This is a genomic window from Thermodesulfobacteriota bacterium (assembly GCA_026415035.1).
Taxonomy (GTDB): Bacteria; Desulfobacterota; BSN033; order BSN033; family UBA1163; genus RBG-16-49-23.
In genome coordinates this window covers 1-26,582 of record JAOAHX010000018.1, presented here as the reverse complement: position 1 = coordinate 26,582, position 26,582 = coordinate 1, and the positions used below count along the sequence as shown (strand labels likewise).

At 57.4% G+C, this 26,582-nt stretch carries 27 protein-coding genes; 21 read left to right on the top strand and 6 right to left on the bottom strand.

Annotation, left to right across the window (positions count from 1 at the left end; translation table 11 throughout):
• Positions 1-94 precede the first annotated feature (94 nt).
• The 6 genes from atpH to N3G78_10750 all read right to left on the bottom strand — a co-directional run bounded on the left by atpH (position 95) and on the right by N3G78_10750 (position 2,828).
• Positions 95-637, bottom strand: a complete 543-nt coding sequence (atpH, locus tag N3G78_10775; GenBank protein ID MCX8118405.1) for an ATP synthase F1 subunit delta — start codon at positions 635-637, stop codon at positions 95-97.
• Complete coding sequence (gene atpF, locus N3G78_10770; GenBank protein ID MCX8118404.1) at positions 627-1,121, bottom strand: F0F1 ATP synthase subunit B; 495 nt, start codon at positions 1,119-1,121, stop codon at positions 627-629. Before atpF ends, atpH begins: the two co-directional genes overlap by 11 nt.
• A gap of 108 nt (positions 1,122-1,229) precedes the next feature.
• Positions 1,230-1,457 carry a F0F1 ATP synthase subunit C gene (atpE, locus tag N3G78_10765; GenBank protein MCX8118403.1) on the bottom strand — a complete coding sequence of 76 codons (228 nt, stop codon included), beginning with the start codon at positions 1,455-1,457 and terminating at the stop codon, positions 1,230-1,232.
• Between the two features lie 73 nt (positions 1,458-1,530).
• Positions 1,531-2,274, bottom strand: coding sequence for a F0F1 ATP synthase subunit A (locus N3G78_10760; protein ID MCX8118402.1), 744 nt, complete (start codon positions 2,272-2,274; stop codon positions 1,531-1,533).
• A 10-nt stretch (positions 2,275-2,284) separates the two neighbouring features.
• Positions 2,285-2,596 (bottom strand): hypothetical protein, encoded by a 312-nt coding sequence (locus tag N3G78_10755; protein ID MCX8118401.1) that lies wholly within the window; start codon positions 2,594-2,596, stop codon positions 2,285-2,287.
• A 1-nt stretch (position 2,597) separates the two neighbouring features.
• Complete coding sequence (locus N3G78_10750; protein ID MCX8118400.1) at positions 2,598-2,828, bottom strand: AtpZ/AtpI family protein; 231 nt, start codon at positions 2,826-2,828, stop codon at positions 2,598-2,600.
• A gap of 198 nt (positions 2,829-3,026) precedes the next feature.
• Between N3G78_10750 and N3G78_10745 the strand changes: the two genes are divergently transcribed.
• The 21 genes from N3G78_10745 (at position 3,027) to N3G78_10645 (ending at position 26,291) form a co-directional block, all read left to right on the top strand.
• Positions 3,027-7,232: an acyl-CoA dehydratase activase gene (locus tag N3G78_10745; protein MCX8118399.1), complete on the top strand. Its 4,206-nt coding sequence runs from the start codon at positions 3,027-3,029 to the stop codon at positions 7,230-7,232.
• A gap of 193 nt (positions 7,233-7,425) precedes the next feature.
• Positions 7,426-8,574: a sodium ion-translocating decarboxylase subunit beta gene (locus N3G78_10740; GenBank protein MCX8118398.1), complete on the top strand. Its 1,149-nt coding sequence runs from the start codon at positions 7,426-7,428 to the stop codon at positions 8,572-8,574.
• A 12-nt stretch (positions 8,575-8,586) separates the two neighbouring features.
• Complete coding sequence (locus N3G78_10735) at positions 8,587-9,180, top strand: hypothetical protein (GenBank protein ID MCX8118397.1); 594 nt, start codon at positions 8,587-8,589, stop codon at positions 9,178-9,180.
• A gap of 192 nt (positions 9,181-9,372) precedes the next feature.
• Positions 9,373-12,108, top strand: coding sequence for a cation-translocating P-type ATPase (locus N3G78_10730; GenBank protein ID MCX8118396.1), 2,736 nt, complete (start codon positions 9,373-9,375; stop codon positions 12,106-12,108).
• Between the two features lie 146 nt (positions 12,109-12,254).
• The gene (purE, locus tag N3G78_10725) at positions 12,255-12,746 is read left to right on the top strand and encodes a 5-(carboxyamino)imidazole ribonucleotide mutase (GenBank protein MCX8118395.1); all 492 of its coding nucleotides are present in this window, start codon (positions 12,255-12,257) and stop codon (positions 12,744-12,746) included.
• Positions 12,747-12,753: 7 nt separating this feature from the next.
• On the top strand, positions 12,754-13,899 hold the full coding sequence (purK, locus tag N3G78_10720) for a 5-(carboxyamino)imidazole ribonucleotide synthase (GenBank protein MCX8118394.1): 1,146 nt from the start codon (positions 12,754-12,756) through the stop codon (positions 13,897-13,899).
• A gap of 11 nt (positions 13,900-13,910) precedes the next feature.
• A complete protein-coding gene (locus N3G78_10715) occupies positions 13,911-14,861 on the top strand; it encodes an L-threonylcarbamoyladenylate synthase (protein MCX8118393.1) in 951 nt (316 codons plus the stop codon).
• Entirely contained in the window at positions 14,861-15,430 is a 570-nt protein-coding gene (locus tag N3G78_10710; protein MCX8118392.1) for a phospholipase D-like domain-containing protein, read from the top strand. The genes N3G78_10715 and N3G78_10710 overlap by 1 nt, the downstream gene beginning before the upstream one ends.
• 17 nt (positions 15,431-15,447) lie before the next feature.
• Positions 15,448-16,215, top strand: a complete 768-nt coding sequence (locus N3G78_10705; GenBank protein MCX8118391.1) for a TatD family hydrolase — start codon at positions 15,448-15,450, stop codon at positions 16,213-16,215.
• A gap of 19 nt (positions 16,216-16,234) precedes the next feature.
• The gene (locus N3G78_10700; protein ID MCX8118390.1) at positions 16,235-16,801 is read left to right on the top strand and encodes a cysteine hydrolase; all 567 of its coding nucleotides are present in this window, start codon (positions 16,235-16,237) and stop codon (positions 16,799-16,801) included.
• Between the two features lie 46 nt (positions 16,802-16,847).
• Positions 16,848-17,447 (top strand): CoA pyrophosphatase, encoded by a 600-nt coding sequence (locus N3G78_10695; protein ID MCX8118389.1) that lies wholly within the window; start codon positions 16,848-16,850, stop codon positions 17,445-17,447.
• 32 nt (positions 17,448-17,479) lie between these two features.
• A complete protein-coding gene (locus tag N3G78_10690; GenBank protein MCX8118388.1) occupies positions 17,480-17,941 on the top strand; it encodes a tryptophan-rich sensory protein in 462 nt (153 codons plus the stop codon).
• Between the two features lie 4 nt (positions 17,942-17,945).
• Complete coding sequence (gene phrB / locus N3G78_10685) at positions 17,946-19,295, top strand: deoxyribodipyrimidine photo-lyase (GenBank protein ID MCX8118387.1); 1,350 nt, start codon at positions 17,946-17,948, stop codon at positions 19,293-19,295.
• A gap of 72 nt (positions 19,296-19,367) precedes the next feature.
• Positions 19,368-19,754, top strand: a complete 387-nt coding sequence (locus N3G78_10680; protein MCX8118386.1) for a pyridoxamine 5'-phosphate oxidase family protein — start codon at positions 19,368-19,370, stop codon at positions 19,752-19,754.
• 19 nt (positions 19,755-19,773) lie between these two features.
• Positions 19,774-20,688, top strand: a complete 915-nt coding sequence (locus tag N3G78_10675; GenBank protein ID MCX8118385.1) for a TIGR01777 family oxidoreductase — start codon at positions 19,774-19,776, stop codon at positions 20,686-20,688.
• 9 nt (positions 20,689-20,697) lie between these two features.
• Positions 20,698-21,816 carry a glycosyltransferase family 2 protein gene (locus N3G78_10670; protein MCX8118384.1) on the top strand — a complete coding sequence of 373 codons (1,119 nt, stop codon included), beginning with the start codon at positions 20,698-20,700 and terminating at the stop codon, positions 21,814-21,816.
• Position 21,817: 1 nt separating this feature from the next.
• A complete protein-coding gene (locus tag N3G78_10665; protein ID MCX8118383.1) occupies positions 21,818-23,269 on the top strand; it encodes an ATP-binding cassette domain-containing protein in 1,452 nt (483 codons plus the stop codon).
• A 1-nt stretch (position 23,270) separates the two neighbouring features.
• A complete protein-coding gene (locus tag N3G78_10660) occupies positions 23,271-24,464 on the top strand; it encodes an ABC transporter permease (protein MCX8118382.1) in 1,194 nt (397 codons plus the stop codon).
• 31 nt (positions 24,465-24,495) lie between these two features.
• Complete coding sequence (locus tag N3G78_10655) at positions 24,496-25,092, top strand: cryptochrome/photolyase family protein (GenBank protein ID MCX8118381.1); 597 nt, start codon at positions 24,496-24,498, stop codon at positions 25,090-25,092.
• A gap of 90 nt (positions 25,093-25,182) precedes the next feature.
• Positions 25,183-25,689, top strand: coding sequence for a pyridoxamine 5'-phosphate oxidase family protein (locus N3G78_10650; protein MCX8118380.1), 507 nt, complete (start codon positions 25,183-25,185; stop codon positions 25,687-25,689).
• Positions 25,686-26,291: a molybdopterin-dependent oxidoreductase gene (locus N3G78_10645; GenBank protein ID MCX8118379.1), complete on the top strand. Its 606-nt coding sequence runs from the start codon at positions 25,686-25,688 to the stop codon at positions 26,289-26,291. The genes N3G78_10650 and N3G78_10645 overlap by 4 nt, the downstream gene beginning before the upstream one ends.
• Positions 26,292-26,582: the final 291 nt, after the last annotated feature.

Sequence of the window (26,582 nt, the reverse complement as noted above, 5' to 3'; positions counted from 1 at the left end):
CACTATGCCCTTCTCCACCCTCCCCTTCGCCGTAAGAGGGTTTTGGATTCATCGGCCTCGCCTCTCCTTGAGGAGGAGGCCCCAACCCCTTGGGTCAGTAGGTCTTCACCATCTCCTGTTTGATCTCCTCGAGCCGATGCCGGATGCTTCCGTCGATGATCTTATTTTCGATCTTGACGATCGCTCCGCCCAAGATGGAGGGATCGACCATCGGTTTTAAAAAGACCCGCTTCTTCGATGCCCTTGAGAGTTCCTTCTCGAGGCGCTGGATCAGATCCTCCGTCAGGGGAGTGGCCGTGATCACCTCGGCGGTCACCTTCTGCCGGGATTCCTCCGCCAGGCCAAAGAAGGTCTCGATGATGTTTGGAAGCCTCCTCTGACGGCCCTGATCGATGACCAGATGGAGCCAGTCGAGGGTGAGGGCAGAAACGGTCCCCCCGAAGATCTGGGAGAGGGCACTTCGCTTCCCCTCGGAAGAGACCTGAGGGTTGCTTAGAAACTCCTTGAGTTCGGCATTCGATTCGAGGCCGGTCTTGAGGCGGGTCAACTCCTCTTCCACCCGATCGAGCACCTCCTCGGCCCTGGCCATATGGAAGAGGGCCTCGGCATAGCCTCTCACCACCGGATCACTTCCCATAGAGTTCACCTACCTTTGAGACATAGTCCTCGACGAGGCGACGGTGGTCCTCGGTATCGAGGGACTTGCCGATGACCTTCGAGGCCGCCATGATGGAGAGATCGGCGATCTTCTCCTGGAGCTCGAGGATCGCCTTCTGCTTCTGAAGCTCGATCTCCTCCTGGGCACGCTTCACGATCTGATTCGACTCCTGCTGGGCCCTCTGGATGATCTCCTTTCGCATGTTCTCACCCAATTCCTTGCCCTCGTTGATGATCCTCTGGGCCTCGGAGCGGGCCTCCGCGAGCTGGCGCCGGTACTCCTCGAGAAGCTGTTCGGCCTTCTGCTTGGCCTGGCGGGCCTCTTCGAGCTGCTGCTGAATGGTCTCCTCCCGCTTCTTCAACCCCCTCAGGATATGGGGATAGGCCAACTTGGCCAGCAGGATGAGAAGGAGAAAGAAGGAGACCAGCGTCCAGATGATCAATCCTGGTTCTGCTTTAAACATGATCCACTCCTTTTCGGTCAATCCCTCCCATGACCGCCCCCGGGATCCTGGTTGGAGTCCGGGGTGGCCATCGAGGGCCAACCCGCCTTCCTTGAGGAACCCGGTGCCTTATTTGAAGATCAACAGGAAGCTGATGACCAGGGCATAAAGGGCGAGGGCCTCGATGAAGGCGATGCCGATGATCATCGTCGTCCGGAGCAGTCCGGAAACCTCGGGCTGACGGGCCATCCCCTCGACCGTCTTCCCGACCATGATCCCCATCCCGACCCCCGTCCCGAGAGCTCCCAGGCCGATGCTCAAGCCTCCCCCTAAATAGGCAAAACCGACAGGATCCATTTGGCAACCTCCTCCGATGAATTAATTTAATGTCTCCTTCCACCCCCCTCCAGAAGAGGGGTTCGAGGTGGGTCTAATGTTCTTCGTGGATGGCCTCGGCAATATACATGGAGGCCAGGATCGAAAAGATGAATGCCTGAATCAGCGCCACAAAGATCTCGAAGGCCATCATCACCACGGCCATGGCCAGGGGCAGGGGCGTGATGATGACGCTCTTGAACATGATGATCATGGAGAGGAAGACCAGGATGACGAGGTGGCCGGCGGTCATGTTGGCAAAGAGCCGGACGGCCAGGGAGAAGGGTTTGGCGAACTGGCTGATGATCTCGATAGGGACCATCAGGGGGATGATCCAGAGGGGAATGCCCTTGGGGACAAATTTCTTCAGGTAGCCGAAGAGCCCGTGTTTATAGATGCCCGCCCCCTGGGTGCAGAGGAAGACGACCACCGCCAGGGAGGCGGTGACGTTGATGTTCGAGGTGGCGGTAAAGCCCTTTGGGATCAGGCCGAGGAGGTTACAGTAGAGGATGAAGAAGAAGAGCGTGGCGATGAAGGGAAACCAGGCCATCCCCTTCTCGCCGATCGTCTCATAGATGAGGTTCGTCTTCAGATAGTCCACCATCGACTCCATCAGGTTCTGAAGTCCCTTCGGGACCAAACGCCCGGCCCTTCCCGCAAAGTAGAGGGTGAGGAAGACCAGGGCGCAGGCGATCCACATCATCACGACGGCGTTGGTGATGGAGACGTCGATGCTTCCGATCTTGAGGGGGACGAGGACGTGGGGGTGAAGGTGTTCCATCAAGTCGATCTTTTCCATAGGCGAGTCCTTACCTCCCGATCAGCTTCCAAGGGACGGTCCCTAACTGCCGATAAAACCGGATGGTCTTGACGACGAGGAGAAGGGTGAAACAGATGAGGAAAGAGACCAGGGCGGCCTGAAAGTGGATCCCCTTCACCCTGCTCAACCCGTAAAAAATGAGACCGAGGCCTGTCAGCCTTCCGATGAAACCGGCCAGGGCGATGAGCACCGAGGTCAATTTGGAACGTTGGATCACTTTCGAAGAGAGGAAGGTGGAGGCGAGGAAGTTGAGCAACGCCAGCCCGATTCCCACCCCTGTTCCGAAGAGAAAAGGATTCATCTCAATCCTTTTTTGTTCGATCCTGCTGAAGGAGACGGAAGATGCTCCGGAAACCGGCCACCGACCCGAGGATGAACCCCACGATCATCAACCAGGGCCGGGTTTTAAGGAGAAGGTCGAGGCCATAGCCTCCGAATGCGCCGATCAGCACCGAAGCGAGCATTTCCACACCGATGCCCCCAAACTTCACCCAATCTTTCGTGAATTTTTCAGGCTTTCGATTCTGGGGCATCAGGGGTTTCGAAACGTGAAATCTCTAACATACCGAAAAGGGGTTGTCAATCCATTTTTGTGCGTCCTCCCTTCTGATTCAAGGGAAAGGTCGTTGAAAGAAAGGAGGTTCGGATCCCCTTCACCTTGAAAACCGAAAATGGGATCGATTAAAATTTATTTCAATGTTTTTTCGAAGGACAGATTCCGATAGGCGTAAATGGACAGATTCTACTTAGGGATTGATGTCGGCTCGGTCAGTGCCAATACGGTCATCCTGAATGAGCGGGCCGAGGTCGTCGAGGAACATTATACCCGGACCAAAGGACAGCCGATCCGGACGGTCCAGAAGATTTTAGAAGAAATCCTTTCCCGCATCCCTCCGGAACGATTTCACAGCCTCTCCTTCACCGGCACGGGTGGGAAATTACTGGCCGATCTCCTCGGAGGAGACTTCGTCAACGAGATCATCGCCCAGGCCAGGGCGGTCCAGGAGTTTTATCCCCAGGTCCGGACGATCATCGATATCGGCGGAGAGGACTCGAAATTGATCCTGATCGAGGAGGAGAACGGTCGCCTTAAGATCGCCGACTTCTCGATGAACACCCTCTGTGCGGCGGGGACCGGGTCCTTTTTAGATCAACAGGCCTCCCGGCTGGGCCTGACGATCGAGGCCTTCGGCGAACTGGCCCTCAAGTCAAAAAATCCTCCCCGGATTGCCGGACGGTGCAGCGTCTTTGCCAAGTCCGATATGATCCACCTTCAGCAGATCGCCACGCCGGACTACGATATCGTGGCAGGCCTCTGTTACGCCGTGGCGAGGAATTTCAAGAGCACCATCGGAAAGGGAAAGGCCTTTCATAAACCGATCGCCTTCCAGGGCGGGGTGGCGGCCAATGTGGGGATGAGAAAGGCCTTTGAGGAGGTCCTCGAACTCTCCGAGGGGGAGTTGATCATCCCGAAATATTTCGCCTCCATGGGGGCCATCGGCGCTGTCCTCGTCACCCGGGAGAAGAAGGAGGTTCGATCAAGGGCGAGGCTGGATTTAACGGTCCTCACCGATTATCTCCAGCACCACCAGGAGAAGGAGGCGCCCTTAAAACCGCTCTGCCTCTCTTCCCATCACCGATCTTCGTCCTCTCCAGGGGGGAACCAAAACCCCTCTTCTCCCTCCTCCCCACCTTCCCAGAAGATCAAGGCCTACCTCGGGATCGATGTGGGCTCCATTAGCACCAACCTCGTCGTCATCGACCAGGACAAGAAGGTCCTGGCCAAGCGATACCTGATGACCGCCGGAAGGCCGATCGAGGCGGTCCGCACCGGCCTGAGGGAAATCGGAGAGGAGCTGGGCGACAAGATCGAGATCCTGGGCGTGGGCACCACCGGTTCGGGCCGTTACCTGACGGCCGATTTCGTGGGCGCCGATTTGGTCCGCAATGAGATCACCGCCCAGGCCACGGCCGCGGTCCATATCGACCCGTCGGTGGATACGATCTTCGAGATCGGCGGTCAGGATTCGAAATATATCAGCATCGACCAACGGGTGGTCGTCGATTTCGAAATGAACAAGGTCTGTGCCGCCGGGACAGGCTCCTTTCTCGAAGAGCAGGCGGAGAAACTGGATATCTCGATCAAGGAGGAATTCGGAAACCTCGCCCTCTCCGCTCCGGAGCCGGTGAGGATGGGAGAGCGGTGCACGGTCTTCATCGAGTCCGATCTCATCCACCACCAACAGAGGGGCGCCTCCAAGGAGAACCTCGTCGCCGGGCTCAGCTACTCCATCGTCCAGAACTATCTGAACCGGGTCGTCGGGGATCGGCGCATCGGGGAACGGATCTTCTTCCAGGGAGGGACGGCCTTTAACAAAGGGGTGGTGGCCGCCTTCGAGAGCGTCCTGGGCAAGAGGATCATCGTTCCTGAAAACCACGATGTCACCGGAGCCCTCGGGGTGGCGATCCTGGCGATGGAGGAGCGGACCTGGGAACGATCCCGCTTCAAAGGGTTCGACCTCAGTCAGCGCCGATACGAACAGACCTCCTTCGAATGCAAGGCCTGCTCCAACCTCTGTCTCATCCGGAAGGTGAGCGTGGAGGGGGAGAAACCCCTCTTCTATGGAAGCCGGTGCGAGAAATACGATGTGATCAAACGGAGCAGGGGATCGGACCTCCCCGACCTGTTCGAGGAGCGGGAGAGGATGCTCTTTGCCCCTTACGAAAAGGAGGAGGCCCTTCCCGCGGATGCGCCGCTCATCGGGATCCCGAGGATTCTCTACCTCCACGAGCTGATGCCCTTCTGGAGGGCCTTCTTCGTCGAGCTGGGTTATCGGCCCGTCCTCTCCGATGCGACCAACAAGGAGCTGATCCGGAAAGGCGTGGAGAACGTCGTGGCCGAGACCTGTTTCCCCATCAAAGTGAGCCACGGCCATGTCCTCAATCTCATGGAGAAGGGCGTGCGTCGGATCTTCCTCCCCTCCATCGTCAACCTCAAGTCGCCTCATCCGGAGATCCCGATCAGCGCCGCCTGCCCCTATGCCCAGGCCTTTCCGTATGCGGTCCACTCCTCCATCGATTTCAAGAAAGGGGGCGTTGAGGTCCTCCAGCCGGTCTTCCATTTCAGGTTCGGAAGGGATCATCTGGAGAAAGAACTGGTCGAGTTCGGAAGGTCCCTCAAGCGGAAGGCCAAACAGGTCAAAGAGGCCATGGAGAAGGCCGAGCGGTTTCAGGCCCGCTTCTACCAGGGGCTTCTCAACCGGGGCAAGGAGGTCCTTGACCGGCTCGGGCCCGAGGAGAAGGCCATGGTCATCGTCGGACGGCCCTACAACTCCTGCGATCCCGGGGTCAACTTGGAGTTGCCGAAAAAGTTGAGGGACCTGGGCGTCCTTCCCATTCCCATGGATTTTCTCCCCCTCGACTCGGTCAACCCCACGGAGGAGATCCGGGAGATGTACTGGCGCTACGGCCAGAAGATCCTCTCCGCCGGAAAGATCATCAACGAGGATCCGAGGCTCTATGCCGTTTACATCACCAACTTCGGCTGCGGCCCGGACTCCTTCATCACCCATTTCTTCAGGGAACTCTCGAAGGGCAAACCCCACCTCCAGATCGAGATCGACGAACACAGTGCGGATGCGGGTGCCATCACCCGTTGCGAGGCCTTCCTCGACAGCTTGAAGCATGCGAAGGCGAAGAAATTTGCTCCTTCGAAGAGGGTGCCTCCCAAGACCGACCGGAGCAAGAAGATCTATATCCCCTACATGTATGACGGCGCCTATGCGGTGAAGGCCGCCTTCGAGGCCTGCGGGGTGGAGGCCGAGGTCTTCCAGGAATCGGACGAGGAGACCCTCTACTGGGGGAGGAGGCTCACCTCGGGCAAGGAGTGTTACCCCTGCATTTTGACCACAGGGGATATGGTCAAGTTGGTCAAGACCCCGGGGTTCGATCATGAGCGAGCGGCCTTCTTCATGCCCTCGGGAAACGGGCCCTGCCGCTTCGGCCAGTACCACCGTTTCCACCGTCTCGTCCTCGACGAGTTGGGATTCCCGCATGTCCCGATCTATGCGCCCAATCAGGACGAGACGCTCTACAACGACCTCGGGATCATGGGCTCCCAGTTCTCCCGTTTGGGGTGGCAGGGGATCGTCGCTGTCGACCTCCTGATCAAGAAGCTCCTCGAAACCCGGCCCTATGAGAAGCAAAAGGGCGAGGCCGATCGGGTCTATGAAGAGTCCCTCCAAAAGGTCTGTGACGCGATTCGGAAGGGAAGGGATCTGAAGGAAGTCCTCCGACAGGGCTTAGAAGCCTTCGACCGCATCGAAGTAGAGGCCCCCGGATCGAAGCCCCTGATCGGGATCGTGGGCGAGATCTACGTCCGGCTCAACCGCTTCAGCAACGAGGACGTGATCCGGAAGATTGAACAGTTCGGAGGCGAGGCCTGGATCGCGCCGATGACCGAGTGGATCCTCTATGTCAACACCATCTCCAAGAGACGGAGCCTTCGGAAGAAGTCCTTTTCGAATCTCTTGAAGGTCTTTCTGACCGATTACTATCAGAAGAAGGATGAGCACCGCCTCGAAAGGATCTTCAAGGGACACCTCCGGAACTTCGGGGAGCCCAAGACCCAGGCCCTCTTTAAAAAGGCCAAACCCTATCTCGATTCCAGCTTCGAAGGGGAGGCCATCCTCTCCATCGGAAAGTCGATCGACTTTGCCAAACGGGGAGCAAGCGGGATCATCAATATCATGCCCTTCACCTGTATGCCTGGGACGATCGTCAGCGCCCTCCTCAAAAGGTACCGGGAAGAGAACAACAATATCCCCATCCTCAACATGGCCTACGATGGACAGGAACAGACCAACACCCTGACCCGCCTCGAGGCCTTCATGTTCCAGGCAAGGGAATATATGGAGAAAAACAGGGCAAGAAGATAAATGCACACGTTAACACAATAAGGCCATTCCCTCCTTCTCACACGCTTGAAATTTTGCCTCGGACATCGACTAAATTTATATTTTTTCAGCAAGTTAGAAACTTGTTATAAAAATCACATTTCGCCTTGACAAGTCCTCTTTATTGTGCTAAGAGCAGGGGTGAAGATTTCGAGTTTAAAAAGGAGGAATCGAGATGAGTTGGGGTGAAATATGGGATCTCCTTGTCGGAACCTTCCAGACCACCGGACTCGGTTTCATGAGCTGGAAGGTGATCGTGATGTGGTGTATCGGCCTCTTCTTCCTTTATCTGGCGATCGTTAAGGAATTTGAGCCCAACCTTCTGGTTCCGATCGGGTTTGGCATCTTTTTGGTGAATTTTCCAAACACGCCTCTTTTCGGCTATACCGAGGACGGGCATCCACAACTGCTCCAGTTTTTTTATAAATATGGCATCATGTGGGAGTTGCTCCCCTGCCTCATCTTTTTAGGGCTGGGCGCTTTGACCGATTTTGGCCCCCTCATCGCCAACCCGAAGATGCTTCTGATCGGGGCGGGGGCCCAGTTAGGGGTCTTCGTCACCTTCACGGGAATGATCCTGTTCGGCTATAGCATCAAGGAGGCGGCCTCCGTGGGCATCATCGGCGGGGCCGACGGCCCGACGACGATCTACCTCACCGCACGGCTTGCGCCCCACCTTTTGAGCGCCAATACCTTGGCGGCCTATTCCTATATGTCGATGGTCCCTCTCATCCAGCCTCCCGTGATGCGTCTGCTCACGACCAAAGAGGAGCGCCTCATCCGGATGAAACCCTCCTTGAGGCCTGTCTCTAAGACGGAGAAGATCCTCTTTCCCCTGGTCTGCGGCGGGATCGTTGCCCTTCTCGTTCCGGCGGTCATGCCCCTGATGGGGATGTTCATGTTCGGAAATCTCATGCGGGAGAGCGGGGTCGTTCCCCGGCTCACCAAGACCATCGGCGGTCCGATGATGGATGTGGTCACCGTCCTCTTAGGGGTGAGCATCGGGGCCTCGATGCAGGCAGAGGTCTTTCTGACCCCCAAACCGCTCACCGTTTTCGGACTGGGCCTCCTCGATTTTATGGTCTGCACCGCAGGGGGGATCCTGACCGTAAAGATTATGAACCTCTTCGTTAAGGAGAAGATCAACCCCATCATCGGGATCTCAGGGGTCTCCGCCATCCCCATGTCGCCCCGCGTGGCCCAGGTATGGGGTCAGAAGTACGACAAGAAGAATTACCTGCTGATGCATGCGATGGGCGCCTGCCTGGGCGGGTCGATCGGTTCTCCGGCAGCAGCGGGCATGCTCCTGGCCATGTTCGATTAAGAGGAGGGTGTGATGAAAAGGACGAAAATCACCGTGATGGTTCTCGCGCTCATCTTTTTGATGGTCGGCATCTCAGCAGCCGCTCAGGAGTCAGGCCAAGAAGCGACTCCGAGCGAAAAGAAGGGAGGAGAAGCCTCCCAAAAGGCAAAGAAATCTATCGGTCCCATCGATTCCTCCCTGGTCATCCCCAAGGGACCTCAGTGGATCGGAGCGCCGATCATGCCGGATGGCAACAAGGTCAAAGAAGAATCGGGGCGTCTCGTCCTGGAATATGGACTCCCCTACGATAAGGTCTTCGCCTGGTATAAAGAGGCGCTCCTGCAATATCCCGATGCCCGATACCGGAACTGGGAGGAGGAGATGTACATCGAGGATCAGGGGGTCTCCAAATGGCACGCCATCCGAATTTCGAAGAAGGATGGCCCTAAAACCTTCGTGACCATCCAGAAGGACAGCTGGACCTGGGTCCTGGCCACCCTCTTCATCCGCTTCACCGGCGTCTTCGTCGTCCTCCTCATTTTATGGGTGACGCTCAATATCGCCATCTACATCATGCGAAAGACGATGAAGGAGAGTCCCGTCAAACCCTCTGCATCCCACGCATGATCTACCCTTGGATTTTCAGCCACCACTCCAGGGTTTACCAAAGCCAACCCCGGCCCTTCACGGACGCCGGGGTTTTTTCTTGTGATTTTTTGAAGAATGGTTTATCCTATCCCACTAAAAAACCCTTCTGGGAGGCTCCTCACTCCAGGAAGGTCCCATTGATGAAAGATTGACGAAAGAGGAGGTGCGGGCATGGCCCATCCGTTGCCGAAGAAAGCCTGGCATTCGCTCGATGCGGTTCAGGTGGTTCAGGAGCTTCAAACCGATCCTCTCCGGGGATTAAGCGATGAAGAGGCGAGGGCAAGACTCCAACTTTACGGGCCGAATGAGCTGAAGAAGGAAGAAAAGGTCTCCCCCCTGACCCTCTTCTTCAACCAGTTCAAGAACATTCTCATCCTCATCCTCCTTGTCGCGGTCGTCCTTTCGGCCTTGGTGGGCGAGGTGGTGGATGCGGCCATCATCGCCGTCATCGTCCTCTTCTGCGCCCTCCTGGGATTTATTCAGGAGTACCGGGCCGAGCGGGCCATGGAGGCCCTGAAAAAGATGCTCACTCCCACGATCACCGTCCTCAGGGGTGGCCGCGAAGAGGAGATCCCTTCTAAAGACCTCGTCCCTGGAGATATCCTGCTGCTCGAAGCCGGAGACCGGATTCCCGCTGACGGCCGATTGGTCGAGAGCCACTCCCTGCGGTGCGACGAGGCCCCGCTTACGGGGGAGTCCGTGCCGGTCAGCAAAGAGGTAAGCCCCCTGGCTGAGGAGACCCGGGTCAACGATCGCAAGAATATGGTCTTTACGGGCACGACCGTGACCTTCGGACGGGGCAAGGCCGTCGTGACTTCCACCGGAATGCTTACGGAGTTCGGGAAGATTGCAGAGCAGGTCACCTCGGTCAAGGCCGAAAAAACCCCTCTCGAAAAGAGGACCGAAGAGATCGGCAAATGGCTCGGCATCATTGCCCTCTCCATCTGTTTCCTGGTCGCAACCATCAGCATCCTCAGGGAGGCCTTGGGGGGCAAAATCGATTTCGCCTTTATCATTCAGGTCGTGATGTTCGCCATCGCCCTGGCCGTCGCGGCCGTCCCTGAGGCGTTGGCCGCCATCGTCACAGGAGCCCTCGCCATCGGGATGCGGCAGATGGCGAAGCAGAATGCCTTGGTGAGGAAGATGCCCGCCGTGGAGACCCTGGGCTGCACGACGGTCATCTGCTCGGACAAGACGGGGACGCTGACCAAAGGGGAGATGACCGTAAGAAAGATCTATGTCGACGGCCACCTTTTCGACGTGACCGGGACCGGGTATGATCCCAAGGGGGAGTTCCAAAGGGCCGGGGGTCGAGACCCCATAGAGAGTGAAGCCCTCCATCTATTTTTGAAGGGAGGGCTCCTCTGTAACGATTGTTCCCTTGAACAGAAAGAGGGAAAATGGATCCTCAAGGGCGATCCGACGGAGTTGGCCCTGATGGTGGCGGCCCTCAAGGCCGGATTTGAACAGACCTATACCAGGGTTCAAAACCCCCGCCTCGAAGAGATTCCCTTCAGCTCCGAGAGAAAACGGATGACGACCCTTCACCAGATGGCCGATGGAAAGAGGGTGGCCTTTATGAAGGGCGCTCCCGAAACCGTCTTGGAACGATGCTCCCACATATTCTTGGACGGGGAGATCCGAAAGCTGGGAGAGCAGGAACGGAGAGAGCTCTTACAGGTCAACGAAGAGATGGCCCAAGGGGCTTTGAGGGTCCTGGGGGTAGCTTTTCGAGAGTGCCCGGATTCGATCCAGTGCACGGAGGAGGATCTGGAACATCACATGGTCTTTCTCGGCCTCGCGGGCATGATGGACCCGCCCAGGGAGGAGGCCATCGAGGCGATCAAGGTCTGCAAACAGGTCCAGATCAAACCGATCATGATCACAGGAGATCACAAGCTGACGGCCGTCGCCATCGCCAAGGAGATCGGGATCTATCAAGAGGGCGACAGGGTTTTGACCGGTGAGGAGTTGGAGAGGATGCCGGATGAGGAGTTCGAACGGATCGTCGACCAAGTGACGGTCTATGCCCGGGTCTCGCCCATGGATAAGCTGAAGATCGTGAAGGCCTGGAAGAACAGGGGAGAGGTGGTCGCCATGACCGGCGATGGCGTCAACGATGCCCCCGCCCTCAAACACGCCGACATCGGGATCGCCATGGGCATCACAGGGACCGAAGTCACGAAAGAGGCCTCGGATATGATCCTGAGCGACGACAATTTCGCCACCATCGTGAAGGCCATCGAACGGGGCCGATGGATCTACGACAACATTAAAAAATACCTTGCCTACCTCCTCCAGTGCAATTTCACCGAGGTGATCGTCATCGGCGGAATCGTCCTGGCGATGGGGCCCGAATTTCTGCCCCTTCTGCCGGCGGCCATCCTCTATATGAATCTGGCCACGGACGGCCTGCCTGCCCTCGCCCTGGGCGTCTCGCCGCCAGACCCGGATATCATGAAGAGGCCGCCGAGAGATCCCAAAGAGAGCGTCTTCGGATGGGACGTCAAATCCTTTATCCTTCGGGCGGTGCTGATCGAATGCCCCTTCTTCTACCTCCTCTTCTTTCACAAACTGACGGATATCACCCAGGCGAGGACAGAGGTCTTCTTCCTCTTCGTCGTCATCGAACTGGTGGTCGCCCTCAATTGCCGATCCCTCATCTACAGTATCTTCAAAGCCCCTCCCCACAAGTGGTTGATCATTGCCATTGCCTGGGAGATCGTGTTGATCGCCATCCTCGTCCAGATCCCCTCTGTTCGGGAGGCCTTTGGGATCATGAAGCCGTCCTTCTCCGATATGGTCCTCATCACCGGCTTCGGTCTGGCGATCTTTGTCATCATCGAGCTCACCAAACTGATCTTGAGAAGGAAGATGGTCGTCGGAAGAAGGATGGCCTCGGCATAAACCCGATCGGTTCGAGCCGGCCCAAAAGCCCTCTCTGTCGCCCTGGAGAGGGCTTTTTGGTTCTCTTGTGAAAGGGAAGGAAATTTCTTAAGATAAGGGGGAGGTTGAAAAATCGAACGAGAAGAATCGCAAAGACGGAGGAGCTTATGGAGAGGCCTCTGGTGGGCATCATCATGGGAAGTCGGTCCGATCTGGAGACGATGGGAGAAGCTTCCAAAATCCTCGACGAGTTAGGCATCCCTTACGAGATGCGCATCGTCTCGGCCCACCGAACCCCGGACTGGATGTTCGAATATGCCGAGACGGCAAGGGACCGAGGGCTCGAGGTGATCATCGCGGGCGCGGGAGGAGCGGCCCATCTTCCGGGGATGACCGCTTCGAAAACGACGTTGCCCGTCATCGGCGTTCCCATCGAATCGAAGGCCTTGAAAGGCCTGGACTCCCTGCTCTCCATCGTCCAGATGCCCGCAGGCATTCCCGTGGCCACCGTGGCCATCGGAACGGCAGGCGCCCACAACGCCGGGCTTCTGGCGGCAAGGATCCTCGGCATCAAGCATCCCGATATCGCAGAGAAATTAAAAACCTATATGGAAAATATGACCAAGGCTGTTCTGGAAAACAGTCGCATTAAAGGATGAACGAGAGATGATACTTCCTCCCAAGACGATCGGCGTGCTGGGCGGCGGCCAGCTGGGCCGGATGTTCGCCATGGAGGCCAAGCGGATGGGCTACCGGATCTGGACGCTCGATCCCGAGCCGGACTCTCCCTGCGGTCAGGTCGCGGACGGTCAGGTCCAGGCCCCCTTCGATGATCTGGCGGCGGCCCAGGAACTGGCCAGCCATTGCGACCTCATCACCTATGAGTTTGAAAACGTCCATGTCCGGGTGGTGGAAGGCCTCGAGCAAGCAGGAAAAGAGGTCTCTCCTGGGAGCCGGGTGTTGGAGGTGACTCAAAACCGGTTGCTGGAAAAGAACTTCCTCCGTTCCCATCAGATCCCTGTGACCGGTTTTTGTAAAATTGAGACCCTTAAGGATCTGGAGGTCGCAAGGGAGACGGTGGGGCTCCCTGCGGTTCTGAAGACGATCTTCGGCGGATATGATGGGAAAGGGCAGATCGTCATCCAAAACGAGCAAGAGGCCGAAGAAGCCTTTCACCGGTTGGAGGAGCTCAGCCAGGGGAAGGCGCTGGTCTGGGAGAAGTTCGTCCCCTTTGTGAAGGAGCTGGGCATCATCTGCTCCAGGAATAAGGCGGGCCAGGTGGTGACCTTCCCCATCGCCGAAAACGTCCATCGAGAGAATATCCTCCACCTCTCTTCGGTACCGGCCCGGATCGGTCGGGACGTGGAAGACCGATTGATCGAGATTGCGGTAAAGATTGCCGAGGCCCTCCAGATCGTTGGGACCTTCTGCGTCGAAACCTTCCTCTTAGAGGATGGAAAGGTGATGGTCAACGAGATCGCGCCCCGGGTTCACAACTGCGGCCACTACACCCTGGACGCCTGCGTGACCTCCCAGTTCGAACAGCACCTGAGGGCCATCTGCGACCTCCCCCTCGGATCGACCGAGCTTCTCTCTCCCGTGGCCATGGTCAACCTCCTCGGAGAGGGAAACGGCAATGAGCTCATCGGTGTGGAAGAGGCCCTTCGAGATCCCAAGGTAAAACTCCATCTCTACGGCAAGAAGGTGGCCAAGGCCAAACGGAAGATGGGACACCTCACCGCCCTGGCCGGAAGCGCGGAGGAGGCCATCGAAAGGGCTTTGTCGGCCCATAAAAAGTTGAGATGGAGATAAAAGAGAAGCCAATGATCGATCAGGCTGCCCGGATCATCCGGCAGGGCGGCATCGTGGCCTTTCCCACGGAAACGGTGTATGGATTGGGAGCCGATGCCTTCAACCCCTTGGCGGTGGCCCGCATCTTTGAGGTCAAACAGCGGCCCCTTTTCGATCCCCTCATCGTCCATATCGCCCGGTTGAACGAGCTTGATCGGCTCGCCATGGAGCTGCCCTCCCCTGCCCGGCGATTGATCGATCGGTTCTGGCCCGGCCCCCTCACTTTGGTCCTCAAAAAAAGGGAGGAGGTGCCCGAGATCGTGACGGGTGGCCTTCCCACGGTGGCGATCCGCATGCCGAAGCATCCCTTGGCCCTCGAACTCATCCAGGCCGCCGATTGTCCCATTGCTGCACCCAGCGCCAATCCCTTTGGCTATGTCAGTCCCACCACCGCCGAACATGTCCGTGAACAACTGGAGGACCGGGTCGATCTCATCCTGGAAGGAGGCCCCTGCGAGGTGGGCGTGGAGTCGACCATCATCTCCCTGGTCGATGAGAGGCCCCGTCTTTTGAGGCCGGGCGGAGTTCCCCTCGAAGAGATCGAATCGGTGATCGGCCAGGTGGAGATCGGCCCCTTTGAGGGCCATCGACCTCTTGCCCCCGGGATGCTCTCTAAACATTATGCGGCCCGGACGCCGGTCTTCCTCGATTGGTCCGAGGCGGATGTGGCCCGTTACGAGGGGAGGCGAATCGGCCTTCTCGCCTTCGACCGGATCAGGCCCTCCTTGAGATTTGACGCGGTGGAGGTCCTTTCGGAGAAGGGGGATTTGAGAGAGGCCGCGGCCAACCTCTTTTCGGCCCTCCGGCGCCTCGACAGGTCCGGCCTGGAGGCGATCTTTGCGGAACCCGTTCCCGAGGTCGGTCTGGGACGGGCGATCATGGACCGGCTCCGCCGGGGAAGCCATAAAGGAGAAGGATCGTGATGAGAAAAAGCCGTCTTGCCTTACTGACCCTGTGGTTGATTGCCCCTTTCTTTGCTTCACCGGTCCTCGGCCTTCCCGCCGAGGACGTCCAGGTGGTGACCGATGCCCAATATTTCGAGGTGGCGAGGAAAATGATCCGAGAGGCCAGGTCCTCTCTGTTGGTCATGATGTTCGAGATGGGCTATTATGAAAAGTATCCCCAGACCCCCTCCAATCTCCTGATCAAAGAATTGATCGAGGCGAAGAAGCGGGGGGTCAGGGTCGAGGTCGTCCTGGAGGCCCGGGAGGGCGACGATCGGACGACCAAACGGAACCGGCAGACGGGAAAGATCCTCTCGGAGGGAGGCGTGGAGGTGACTTACGACCCCCTCTTTAAAACGATGCATGCAAAGGCTCTGGTGGCCGACGGAGAATGGGCCCTGGTCGGCAGCACCAACTGGGTCTTCTCTTCCCTCACGAGCAATAACGAAGTCTCCGTTCTGATCAAGTCCAAAGAGGTGGCCAGGGCCTTGACCGATTACTTCCATCAGCTCAAGGCCTCTGGCAGTCCTTCCCAAAAGAGGGAGTGAGGGACCGGGGGTTAAGGATGCTCATCGATTCTCATGCCCACCTCGAGATGCCCGAGTATGAGAAGGATTTGGAGGAAGTGCTCCAAAGGGCGAAGGACCAAGGCGTCGGATACATTTTCACGGTGGGAACCGAGAGGGGTGACTGGGAAAGGACTCTTCAGATTGCCGAGGCCCATGAATTCGTCTATGCCCTCTTGGGCGTCCACCCCCATAACGCCAGGGAGATCGACGAAGGGACCTATCCGCTCCTCCGGCGACTCTGTCGACACAAAAAGGTGAAGGCCTTGGGAGAGATCGGCCTCGACTTTTACCGAAACCGTTCTCCCAGGGAGGTGCAGGTGGAACGCTTTCGAGAGCAGATCGCCCTGGCGAGGGAGTTCAAACTTCCCATCGTGATCCACGACCGAGACGCCCATCGGGAGACCCTCGAGATCTTGAAATCCGAAAAAGGCTGGGAGAACGGAGGGGTCATCCACTGTTTTTCGGGAGACGGGGCGATGGCAAAAGCCTGTATCGATCTGGGGTTCTACATCTCCATCCCCGGAAGCATCACCTACAAAAACAGCGGCCCTTACCAGGAGCTCGTAAAGGAGCTTCCTCTGAACTCCCTATTGATCGAGACCGATGCCCCCTTCCTCACGCCGGTTCCCTTTCGGGGGAAGAGAAACGAACCCGGTTATGTTCGCTATACCGCTGAGAAGATCGCGGCGATCAAAGGGGTGTCGTTCGAGGAGGTCGCCGAGGCCACCACGGAGAACGCCAAAAAGGTCTTCAGAGTGAAATGAGCCGCGGAGGGACCCTTTCATGAAGCCTGCCATCGTTGTGGTCGATATGCTGAAAGATACCTTCCAAGAGGGATCGAGACTTCCGATCACCCAGGAGGCCCGAAAGATCATCCCCACCCTTCAGAGGTTGTTAAAAGAAGGAAGGGCGAGGGGCTATCCCATCATCTTCGCCTGCGACAGCTTCTTGAAAGAGGACTTCATCTTCAAGGGGAGGATGAAGCCCCGCTCGCTTCGGGGGACCGAAGAGGCCGAGGTCATCGACGAGCTGAAACCCGAGCCTTCGGACATGGTCCTTCCGAAGAGGCGGTTCAGCGCCTTCTTCAAGACCGATCTCGATCAGACCCTCCGCACCTGGGGGATCGACACGATCGTCGTCACCGGGATCACCACGGAATGCTGCGTCCTGACGACGGCCATGGACGGGCTCTGCCACGACTTTTCGGTTATCATCTTAGAGGATGGCTGTGCCAGCCGGAGCCAGGCCATCCATGAGGGTTGCCTCAACCTTTATCGGGACTTCGCCCTCTATCCCCTGTTGAGGATCATGACCCTTGAGGAATTCTTGAAAGAAGCGGGGGCCTTGTAGGATCAAGGAGCCCCCCTTAAGATCGACCCTCTGACTCGGGTTCGCGATGGAGGATCGAAAAAGGATTTCGATCGACCGGATCATCCAGGTCCTCTCTTCGAGGGAGAGAAGGGTCATCGATCATCCCCCTAATTATGCCCGTGCCGCGGTGCTCGTGCCCCTGTTCCAAAAAGACGGCTCCTGCCATCTCCTGCTGACCAAAAGAACCGACTTGGTGAAATATCATAAGGGCGAGATCTCCTTCCCTGGCGGGATGGTCGATGAAAAGGATGCGAGTCTCGAGAAGACCGCCCTCCGGGAGGCCTACGAGGAGATCGGCCTTCGTGAAGAGGATGTCCAAATCCTTGGAACCTTGGACGACATCCTGACCGTGACCCAGTTCATCGTCACGCCCTTTGTCGGCCTCTTCCCCTATCCCTACCCGTTCCGGACCAGTGCCATCGAGATCGCGGAGTTGATCGAGGTCCCCCTCTCCTTCCTGCTCAAGAAGGAGAACCTCACCGAGCAGGAGATCACCCGGATGGGAAGGCGGGAGATCGTACCGGCCTATCAGTACGGGCCCCATACGATATGGGGCGCAACGGCCCGCATCCTGAAGCAGTTTTTGGACCTGATTTCGACTGCAGAAAAGGAAGGTGTTTCCTGAAGGGATTTAAACGAGGGATCGATCTAAAGGATTTGGGGAAACTGGCCGCAAGCCTCCTCCTCTGCCAGCTGGCAGGCCTCATCGGCTCCCTCTTTACCACGCCCGCCATCCCCACCTGGTATGAGGCCCTGAAGAAGCCTCCCTTCACCCCGCCCAACTGGGTCTTCACCCCCGTCTGGATCGGCCTTTTCGTCATGATGGGGATATCCCTCTTTTTGGTCTGGCAGAGGAAGGATCATCCCCGGGCGCGGGCCGGTTTGGTCTTCTTCTTCGTCCAATTGGGGTTCAATACGCTATGGTCCATCGCCTTTTTTGGCCTCCGATCCCCCCTCCTCGGACTCATCGACATCCTCCTCTTGTGGCCGGCCATTCTCCTGACGATCTACCTCTTCTTCCAAGTTTCGAGGTGGGCCGGGTTCCTTTTGCTCCCTTACCACCTCTGGGTCAGTTTTGCAGCGGTCCTCAATTACGCCCTCTATATCTTAAACCGTTAGGGAAATGATCCAGAAGGAGAGACTCAAGGCCCTCAACGCCCGACCGATTCGCAAAGGCCAATACGTCCTTTACTGGATGCAGGCCTCCCAGAGGGCCGAGGAGAATCATGCCCTCGAATATGCCATCTCGAAGGCCGACGAGCTCGACCAACCCCTGGTCGTCTTTTTCGGGATCACCGATCGCTTTCCCGAGGCGAACGAGAGGCACTATGCCTTCATGTTGGAAGGCCTGCGGGAGACCAAGCGATCCCTCGAGGAGAGAAAGATCCGGATGGTCATCCGGCACATCTCACCCGAAAAGGGAGCGGTCGAGATGGCCAAAAAGGCCTCCCTCGTGGTGGTGGATCGGGGATACCTTAGGATCCAGAGAGGCTGGAGGGAGGAGGTGGCCAGGCGGGTCGACTGCCCCTTGATCCAGGTCGAAAGCGACGTGATCGTTCCGGTGGAGGAGGCCTCCCCAAAAGAGGAGTATGCGGCGGCGACGCTTCGGCCCAAGATCCTTAAAAAACTCGATTACTTCTTGGTCCCCCTCCCCAACCGGGAACCCCGGTGCTCCTCCCTCGGGCTCGAATTCGACTCCTTCGAGCTCGACGATCTCGATGGGGCCCTCCGGAGGCTTCGCATCGATCGGAGCGTGAAAAAGGTCTCCTCTTTCCAGGGAGGGGCCCACGAGGCCCATCGCCTTCTCAAGGTCTTCATCGAGGGGAAGCTCGATCGTTACCCGGAATTGAGAAACGATCCCACCTGCGATGCCCTCTCCCACATGAGTCCCTACCTCCACTTCGGACAGATCTCGCCCCTGAGGATCGCCCTAAAAGTGAGGGAGGTCAGAAGCCCCGGGGCCGAGGCCTACCTCGAGGAGCTGATCGTTCGGAGGGAGTTGAGCATGAACTTCGTCTTCTACAACCTCAGGTACGATTCCTATGAGGCGATTCCAGAGTGGGCGAGGAAGACCCTTTCGTCCCATCGAAAGGACAGACGGCCCTATCTCTATAGCCTCGAAGAGCTTGAGAGGGCGAAGACGCACGACCCTTACTGGAACGCGGCCCAGAGGGAGATGGTCCTCACCGGAAAGATGCACGGCTACATGAGGATGTACTGGGGGAAGAAGATCCTCGAGTGGAGCCCGACGCCTGAGGAGGCCTTCCGATCGGCCTTATACCTTAACAACCGATATGAGCTGGACGGGAGGGATCCCAACGGGTTCACAGGCGTGGCCTGGTGCTTCGGGAAACACGACCGCCCCTGGGCGGAACGGCCCATCTTCGGGACCGTGAGGTACATGAACGACAAGGGCCTGAAGAGGAAATTCGATGCGGATCGATATGTGAGGAAGGTCCAGGAGCTCCGTTGAAACGTGTCTTTTTCAAAATTTCGAGTTATCATGATACGGAGAGGATTCTAAATCCAGCGAAGGAGGGGGATTATGAAGCTCAGCGAATATTTCGAGAAGACCCAGGGTCGGGGCGTGATCGCCACAGCGGATGCCGATGGAAAGGTCGGGATGGCCATTTACGGAAGGCCCCATTTCATCAGCGAAAGGACGGTCGCCTTCATCATGGCCGATCGGTTGATGCATAAGAACCTCCAGTCGAACCCCAAGGCCGCCTACCTCTTCATGGAGGACAAGCCGGGCTATGTCGGAAAGAGGCTCTATCTGACCAAACTGAAGGAAGAGAAGGACACGGTCCTGATCGAGCAGATCCGCAGGAAGGATCCCTGTCCCGCCTATACCGTTTATAAAGACAGGACCAAATATCTCGTCTATTTCCGCATCGACAAGGTCTTGCCCTTGATCGGAGACAAAAAATAGGGGATCGGAGGGGGGAGCGATGAAGATCCTCATGACGGGCGGAACCGGGTTTGTCGGGACGCGCCTGATCGACCGGTTGACCCAGGAGGGGCACGAGATCACCGTCCTGACCCGTTCCCTGCAAGGGGGAAGGAGGGCTCCATCCGGGGTCTCCTATTTAGAAGGGGATCCCACCCGGAGGGGCCCCTGGCAACAGGCCGTCCAAGCCCACGATGCGGTCATCAACCTCGCAGGGGCCTCCATCTTCAGCAAGTGGACGGAGGAGCATAAACGGGCCATCCGGGAGAGCCGGATCCTCACCACCCAGAACGTCGTGGAGGCGATCCCGGTGGCCTCTCGAAAACCCTTCACCCTCTTCAGCACCTCCGCGGTGGGCTACTACGGATTCTGCGGCGACGAGGAACTGACAGAGGATTCTCCCCCAGGAGACGACTTCTTGGCCAGGATCGCGGTCGAATGGGAGGCCGAAGCCTTAAAGGCGGAGGAGAAGGGGACCCGGGTCGTCCTCACCCGCTTCGGGATCGTCTTGGGAGAGAAGGGAGGGGCCCTCGGACAGATGATCCCCCTTTTCAAGAAGTTCCTCGGAGGTCCGATCGGAAGCGGAAAGCAGTGGTTCTCTTGGATTCACATCGAGGATCTCGCAGAGGCCTTTGTCTTTCTGATCGAGCATCCCGAGATTTCAGGGCCGGTCAATCTCTGCTCTCCAAACCCTGTGAGGAACAGGGACCTCGCCAAGGCCCTTGGAGAGGTTCTGGGCCGGCCATCGTTCATGCCCGCCCCCGCCTTCATGATCAAACTGGTTTTGGGAGAGTTCGGCTCCGTCATCCTCGAAGGCCAACGGGTATTTCCGAAGAGGTTACTGGAAGGAGGGTTCGTCTTCAAGTACCCCCGGATTGGAGAGGCCCTACGAAGCCTTGTAGGCACCTCCGCTTAACCTTTCTCGATGGTCATCGATAAATTCTACCTTCTCTTTCTCTTCTGGTCTTTCGGCTTCATCTTTTTATGGAACATTCCGCTTCTCGTCCGAAAGAAATCCCTTCCCCATCCGATTCCAAAACTCTCCATTCTCATTCCTGCCCGCAACGAAGCAAAGAGGCTCGGCGTCCTACTTCCCTCCCTTCGCCGGCAGGGGATTAAACCCCACGAGATCATCGTCATCGATGACCAGTCCAATGATGAGACGGCCGAGGTGGCCCGAAGGGAGGGTTGTCTTGTGATCTCGATCACAGACCTGCCCGAGGGGTGGACCGGGAAGAACTGGGCTTGTTGGCAAGGGACCCAGAAGGCCACAGGGGAACTCTTCCTTTTCCTGGATGCCGATACGGTGATGGAACCCGACGGTCTTGAAAAGATCGTATCGGCCTACCTGGAGCTGAGGGGGTTGGTCACCCTCCAGCCCTATCACCGGATGGAAAAGGCCTATGAGCGACTTTCGGCCTTCTTCAACCTCCTCACCGTGGCAGGGGTCAACGCCTTCACCCTTTTGGGATCGAAGGTGCGGCCTTCGGGCGCCTTCGGACCCTGTATGATCTGTGCTCGAGACGATTATTGGAATGTGGGGGGCCACGCGCGAGTCAAAGGGGAGGTCTTGGAGAGCCTCTCCCTCGGAAAGGCCTTCCTTGCCGCCGGCCTGCCCGTCCACGGTTTTGGTGGAAAAGGCACCATAGCCTTCCGGATGTACCCCGAGGGCTTGCCTTCGCTCGTCGAGGGCTTCAGCAAGGGCTTTGGGACAGGGGCCAAGGCGACCTCCCGGCCCACCCTCCTGATGATCATCGCCTGGATATTCGGGGCCGTGGGCAGTGCCCGAGAGCTGATCCAATCGATGCTTCTCGGACCGCTGGCGGACGTTTGGGGGTGGGGCTTTCTCTATGGTCTTTATGTGTTTCAACTTCACGGAAGGCTAAGGCAAATAGGAAACTTCGGTTTTCCCACCGCCCTCCTCTATCCGATCCCCCTCTTCTTCTTCATCGCCATTTTTATCACCTCTCTCCTTCGAATCCTCCTCCTCCGGAAAGTCCGCTGGAAGGGGAGGGAGGTCAGAACCGGGGTCAGGAAGGCATAGCATGTTGAGGCTGATTCACCTTCCCACCTTCTGGACCATCGTCATCGATTTTGTGATCTGGTTTATCATTCACATCGGAGTCGTCGCCCTGATGGTCAGGGTGCCCGCCCGCCATTTCAATCCCAAGGGTTGGCTTTATCGGGGGAGGAGCTGGGAAAAAGGGGGAGACCTTTACCAAGACGTCTTTAAGGTTAAAAAGTGGAAGCAACACCTGCCCGACGGGGCCTCCTTTCTCGGAAGGTTTGGATTTCCGAAAAAGCAACTGAACGGGAAGGACCAGAGCTATTTCGAGGCATTCCTCGTCGAGACCTGTCGGGCCGAGGCCACCCATTGGATCTTCATCCTCTTCGCCCCCCTCTTCTTCCTGTGGAATCCCACTTGGGTGGGTTGGGTCATGATCTTCTATGCCCTGGCCGAAAATCTTCCCTTCATCATCGCCCAGAGGTATAATCGATTCCGCTTCGGCCGTCTCTTGACCCCGGAAAGGGGAAAAGGGTCCTCCACAACGAAAAACCACCCCATCCTTCTGGTCAAAGACCTCTGGAAACGTTTCGGCAAGGTCGATGCGGTTCAGGGCTTAACCTTCGAGATCCGAAGGGGAGAGTGTTTTGGCCTTCTGGGGCCCAATGGGGCGGGCAAGACGACGACCATCGGGCTACTGGCCGGATTGATCCCTCCGGACCGGGGCCGGATCCTAATCGACGGGATCGACCTCCTATCAAACCCCCTGGAGGCCAAGACGAAACTCGGTTTGGTCCCCCAGAACCTGGCCCTTTATCCCTCCTTGACCGCACGGGACAACCTCATCTTCTTCGGGAGGCTTTATGGCTTAAAAGGAAGACACCTGGAAGAACGGGTGGCCCATGCCTTAACCTTCGTCTCCTTGTGGGATCGGGCGGGCCAGCCGGTAGGCACCTTCTCCCACGGGATGAAGCGACGCCTCAATATTGCGGCAGGTCTCCTCCACGAGCCCGACCTGCTCATCCTCGATGAACCCACGGTGGGCGTAGACCCGCAAAGCCGGATGGCCATCCTCGAAAGCCTACGTTCCCTGAACCAGGCCGGCATGAGCCTTCTTTACACCACCCATTACATTGAGGAGGCCCATCGCCTGTGCGAGCGCATCGCCATTCTGGATTGGGGAAAGGTGATCGCCCTGGGTCCTCCGGCCCAACTCATCCGGGAGTTCGGAAGGGGGATGATCCGTCTCGAGCTGAACGGCGAGGCCGATGACCCTTTGATCGAAAAGATGAGACGGGTGGGGTCGGTCACGATCGTGGACCCGCAGAAGCGTGTGTTCTTCATCGAAACAGCGCATCTTGAGCAGGCCTCGAGGGCGTTGCTCGATTTCGTGGGAAGCGAGGAGGGAAAACTCAAAACCCTCCACCTTTCGGAGCCCAATCTGGAAACGGTCTTTATCCATTTAACCGGCAGGACCCTCAGGGACGGATGAGATGATCGACCGGGTGATGGCCATTACTCTTAAAGAATGGAAGGTCCTGCTTCGGGATCGTCAAGCCTTGGCCCTCCTCTTTATCATGCCGATCTTTTTTATTCTGGTGATGAGTTTTGCCTTGGAGGGGGTTTTTGAAGCGGGGAGCAAAAGTCACCCGATCCGCATCCTGGTCGTTCGTCAACCGGGTTGCCCACTGGCAGACCAAGCCATCGTCGACCTCAAACGCATCGAAGGGTTTGTCCTGATGGAGACTCACGAGGGCAGACCCCTGACCTCGGAGATCGCGGAAGACCTCATCGAGCAGAGGATCTATCCCTTAGCACTCCTCTTTCCAGAGGGGTTCACGGAAACGGTGATGGAGAGGGGGGAGGGCTCCGGAAGGAGAGAGGCGACCGTTCGTCTCTTGAGCGATCCGGCCATGAATGCTCAACTGCTGGCCACGGTTAAAGGAACCATCGCAGGTGTGATCGAGCAACGGGCCTTTTTAGCGCCTTTCCCCTCCAGGGGCGGGACCTCTCTTCCCCTCGGGGGTGAAATTCGGCCCTCGAGGGTGAAGGTGATCCATACCTTCCCCAAATCGTATCGGTTCGAGCGGCGTCCCACAGCGATCGAACAGAATGTCCCGGCCTACACCATATTTGGGGTCTTCTTCATCGTCCTGACCTTGGCCTCCAGTTTCTTGAAAGAGAAGCAGGACGGCACCTTTCAGAGAATTCTCTCCGCCCCCCTTTCCAAGGCCACACTCCTCATCGGAAAACTTCTTCCCTACTATCTCGTCAACTTGATTCAAACGGCCTTGATGTTCTGCATCGGGGTCTTGATCTTCGGGATCCGGATCGGATCCCTCCCCGCTTTGATCCTCGTCTCCCTGGCCCTTGCGGCCTCCGCCAATGGAATGGGGCTCTTCGTGGCCGCGCTGGGCCGAACCGAAGCTCAGGTCAATGGCCTCTCAGTGCTCCTGGCGGTGAGCCTGTCGGCCCTGGGGGGGCTGATGGTGCCCTCTTTTATCATGCCGGATTGGATGAAGACGCTTTCTCTCTTTACCCCTCACGCCTGGGCGTTGGCCGGATATCACGATGTGATCCTGAGGGGCCTTGGGGTCAACGCCGTTCTCCCGGAGGTCTCCATTCTTCTTGGGTTTGCGTCTTTTTTCTTCGTCATTGCGCTCTGGCGCTTTCGTTTTACAGACTGAAACGGAAGCTTTGGCCGCAAAGGGACATCTCATGAAGCAGGCCGCCCTCATCTTCCCCCATCAACTTTTTAAATCCTCTCCCGTCCTCTCGAAGGAGAGGGAGATCTTTTTGGTGGAGGCCCCTTGCTTCTTCTTCGGAGGGGCGATCCCCCTCAAATTCCACAAGAAAAAACTTCTGCTCCACCGGGCCTCGATGCAGGCCTATAAGAAAAGGCTTGAGGCGCAAGGTTATCGCCTCCACTCCCTCGATTTTCGAGAGGATCTTTTTAAGTCCCTTCGCCAAAAGAAGGTCGAAGAGATCTGGTTTGTGGACCCGGTGGACAGGGGGCTCGAAGAAGGGTTGAAGCAAGAGGCCCGAAAGGGACGGATGGGCCTTCACCGATTACCCAGCCCGGCATCTCTCACCCCCGAGGAGTGGCTCCTCAGCTTTTTCAAAGGGGCCGGTCATTTCTCCATGACCCGCTTCTACATGGCCCAGAGAAAGAGGTTGAAGATCCTGCTCGAAGGGGACAGGCCCATCGGGGGGAAGTGGAGCTTCGATCCCGAGAACCGGAAGAAGATTCCCATGGGGGTTTCCATCCCAGCATGGCCCTCCTCCGAATCGAATCCTCGGGTCGAAGAAGCGTAAAGATCGGATTGATCGAATGGGCAGGAGAAGGATGAAACGACATCTGACGGTTGCCGAGAATTTTCTCGAAAGAGGATGAGGGAGGTTCAGATGGAAAAGACCGGGACGCTGAAATCCTTTTTGAAGGATCTCTTTTCGACGCAACGGCTGGCCGTTCTGGCCACCCAGAGCGAAAAGCAACCCTACGGAAGCCTGGTCGCTTTTGCCGCGACCCGTGACCTGAGGCACCTCCTCTTTGCAACCACCCGGGCCACCCGGAAATATGACAACATCTCCAGTAACCCGAGGATCGCCATGGTCGTGGACAATCGATCGAACCAGGAGGCCGATTTTTATCAGGCGGCGGCGGTGACCGCGACCGGGGTGGTCAAAGAGACGGAGGGCAGAGAGAGGGTCCGCTTTCAAAAACTCTATCTGGCCAAACACCCCTACCTCAAAGAGTTTGTCTCCTCCCCCACTTGTGCACTGCTGAAGGTCGAGGTGGATGCCTACTATGTGGTTCGCCATTTTCAAAATGTGGTGAAGCTTCCCGTCAAGAAAAAGGGGGCTTCTATCAAGGGTCGTTCCAAAAGGCTTCAAAAGAGGAGGTTCGCATGAGCAGGTTGAAGGAATTGAGGACACCGATCTTCTGGGCGGAGGGCCACCCGGGAAGGCTCGACCGGAAGAGCTGGACAGTCGAGGTGACAGGTCTCTGCAGCCTTCCCAAACGCTTCACCTGGGAGGATTTGATGGCCTTTCCCAAGTCGATCGCCGATGCCAGGCTCACGAGCGTGACGCGCTTCTCCGTCCGAGGAAAGTGGGGAGGGATAAAGATATCGGACCTGCTGGATGCGGTTCAGGTCGACTCCAGGGCCCGATACGTCCGCTTCTGGTCTTATCGAATGATCTACGATACCTCCCTCCCCATGGAAGTGGCCCTCAGGGAGAAGACCCTCCTCGCCTACGAGTTCGACGGAGAGCTTTTAGAAGAGGATTACGGAGGACCTGTCCGTGGGTTCTGTCCCTATCTGTGGGGTTATAAGTCGGCCAAGAGCGTGGTCAAGATCGAATTGGTGGACCGCTACGTCCCGGGCTATTGGGAGCAGCGGGGGTACCCTGACGAGGCCCTCATCACCGCTGGAATGGTGCGCGACATGAACGAAGGAGGCCGCCTTAGACCCATCCCTGACGGCGAAGTGATCCGATTTTTGGACGAATAGTAAAAAGAGGATCGGATAAGAGGCGTTGATGCCCCTCATCCCAAAGACAGGGTCAGATTGAGTATCGACTTTTAGGCTTAAAGCCGGCGATCCTGGAAGATTCCTTTCTCTTCGATCTCCCTGGTGATGGCGGGATGAACCGGCCAAGGGTTGTCTATCCGAGCTTGACACAGCCCAGAATCCCTCCAGGCTGTTGATGTAGACCTTTCCGGAGCTGAATCGTTTCTTGTGATCGATCCTCAGGTGGCGATATCCACAGCAGATCAGGGCATCGTAGCTTCGGAATTTATC

Bases quoted from the DNA above. Each gene is read 5' to 3' on its own strand.
- atpH (MCX8118405.1), bottom strand. From the start codon at position 637: ATGGGAAGTGATCCGGTGGTGAGAGGCTATGCCGAGGCCCTCTTCCAT.
- atpF (MCX8118404.1), bottom strand. From the start codon at position 1,121: ATGTTTAAAGCAGAACCAGGATTGATCATCTGGACGCTGGTCTCCTTC.
- atpE (MCX8118403.1), bottom strand. From the start codon at position 1,457: ATGGATCCTGTCGGTTTTGCCTATTTAGGGGGAGGCTTGAGCATCGGC.
- N3G78_10760 (MCX8118402.1), bottom strand. From the start codon at position 2,274: ATGGAAAAGATCGACTTGATGGAACACCTTCACCCCCACGTCCTCGTC.
- N3G78_10755 (MCX8118401.1), bottom strand. From the start codon at position 2,596: ATGAATCCTTTTCTCTTCGGAACAGGGGTGGGAATCGGGCTGGCGTTG.
- N3G78_10750 (MCX8118400.1), bottom strand. From the start codon at position 2,828: ATGCCCCAGAATCGAAAGCCTGAAAAATTCACGAAAGATTGGGTGAAG.
- N3G78_10745 (MCX8118399.1), top strand. From the start codon at position 3,027: ATGGACAGATTCTACTTAGGGATTGATGTCGGCTCGGTCAGTGCCAAT.
- N3G78_10740 (MCX8118398.1), top strand. From the start codon at position 7,426: ATGAGTTGGGGTGAAATATGGGATCTCCTTGTCGGAACCTTCCAGACC.
- N3G78_10735 (MCX8118397.1), top strand. From the start codon at position 8,587: ATGAAAAGGACGAAAATCACCGTGATGGTTCTCGCGCTCATCTTTTTG.
- N3G78_10730 (MCX8118396.1), top strand. From the start codon at position 9,373: ATGGCCCATCCGTTGCCGAAGAAAGCCTGGCATTCGCTCGATGCGGTT.
- purE (MCX8118395.1), top strand. From the start codon at position 12,255: ATGGAGAGGCCTCTGGTGGGCATCATCATGGGAAGTCGGTCCGATCTG.
- purK (MCX8118394.1), top strand. From the start codon at position 12,754: ATGATACTTCCTCCCAAGACGATCGGCGTGCTGGGCGGCGGCCAGCTG.
- N3G78_10715 (MCX8118393.1), top strand. From the start codon at position 13,911: ATGATCGATCAGGCTGCCCGGATCATCCGGCAGGGCGGCATCGTGGCC.
- N3G78_10710 (MCX8118392.1), top strand. From the start codon at position 14,861: ATGAGAAAAAGCCGTCTTGCCTTACTGACCCTGTGGTTGATTGCCCCT.
- N3G78_10705 (MCX8118391.1), top strand. From the start codon at position 15,448: ATGCTCATCGATTCTCATGCCCACCTCGAGATGCCCGAGTATGAGAAG.
- N3G78_10700 (MCX8118390.1), top strand. From the start codon at position 16,235: ATGAAGCCTGCCATCGTTGTGGTCGATATGCTGAAAGATACCTTCCAA.
- N3G78_10695 (MCX8118389.1), top strand. From the start codon at position 16,848: ATGGAGGATCGAAAAAGGATTTCGATCGACCGGATCATCCAGGTCCTC.
- phrB (MCX8118387.1), top strand. From the start codon at position 17,946: ATGATCCAGAAGGAGAGACTCAAGGCCCTCAACGCCCGACCGATTCGC.
- N3G78_10680 (MCX8118386.1), top strand. From the start codon at position 19,368: ATGAAGCTCAGCGAATATTTCGAGAAGACCCAGGGTCGGGGCGTGATC.
- N3G78_10675 (MCX8118385.1), top strand. From the start codon at position 19,774: ATGAAGATCCTCATGACGGGCGGAACCGGGTTTGTCGGGACGCGCCTG.
- N3G78_10670 (MCX8118384.1), top strand. From the start codon at position 20,698: ATGGTCATCGATAAATTCTACCTTCTCTTTCTCTTCTGGTCTTTCGGC.
- N3G78_10665 (MCX8118383.1), top strand. From the start codon at position 21,818: ATGTTGAGGCTGATTCACCTTCCCACCTTCTGGACCATCGTCATCGAT.
- N3G78_10660 (MCX8118382.1), top strand. From the start codon at position 23,271: ATGATCGACCGGGTGATGGCCATTACTCTTAAAGAATGGAAGGTCCTG.
- N3G78_10655 (MCX8118381.1), top strand. From the start codon at position 24,496: ATGAAGCAGGCCGCCCTCATCTTCCCCCATCAACTTTTTAAATCCTCT.
- N3G78_10650 (MCX8118380.1), top strand. From the start codon at position 25,183: ATGGAAAAGACCGGGACGCTGAAATCCTTTTTGAAGGATCTCTTTTCG.
- N3G78_10645 (MCX8118379.1), top strand. From the start codon at position 25,686: ATGAGCAGGTTGAAGGAATTGAGGACACCGATCTTCTGGGCGGAGGGC.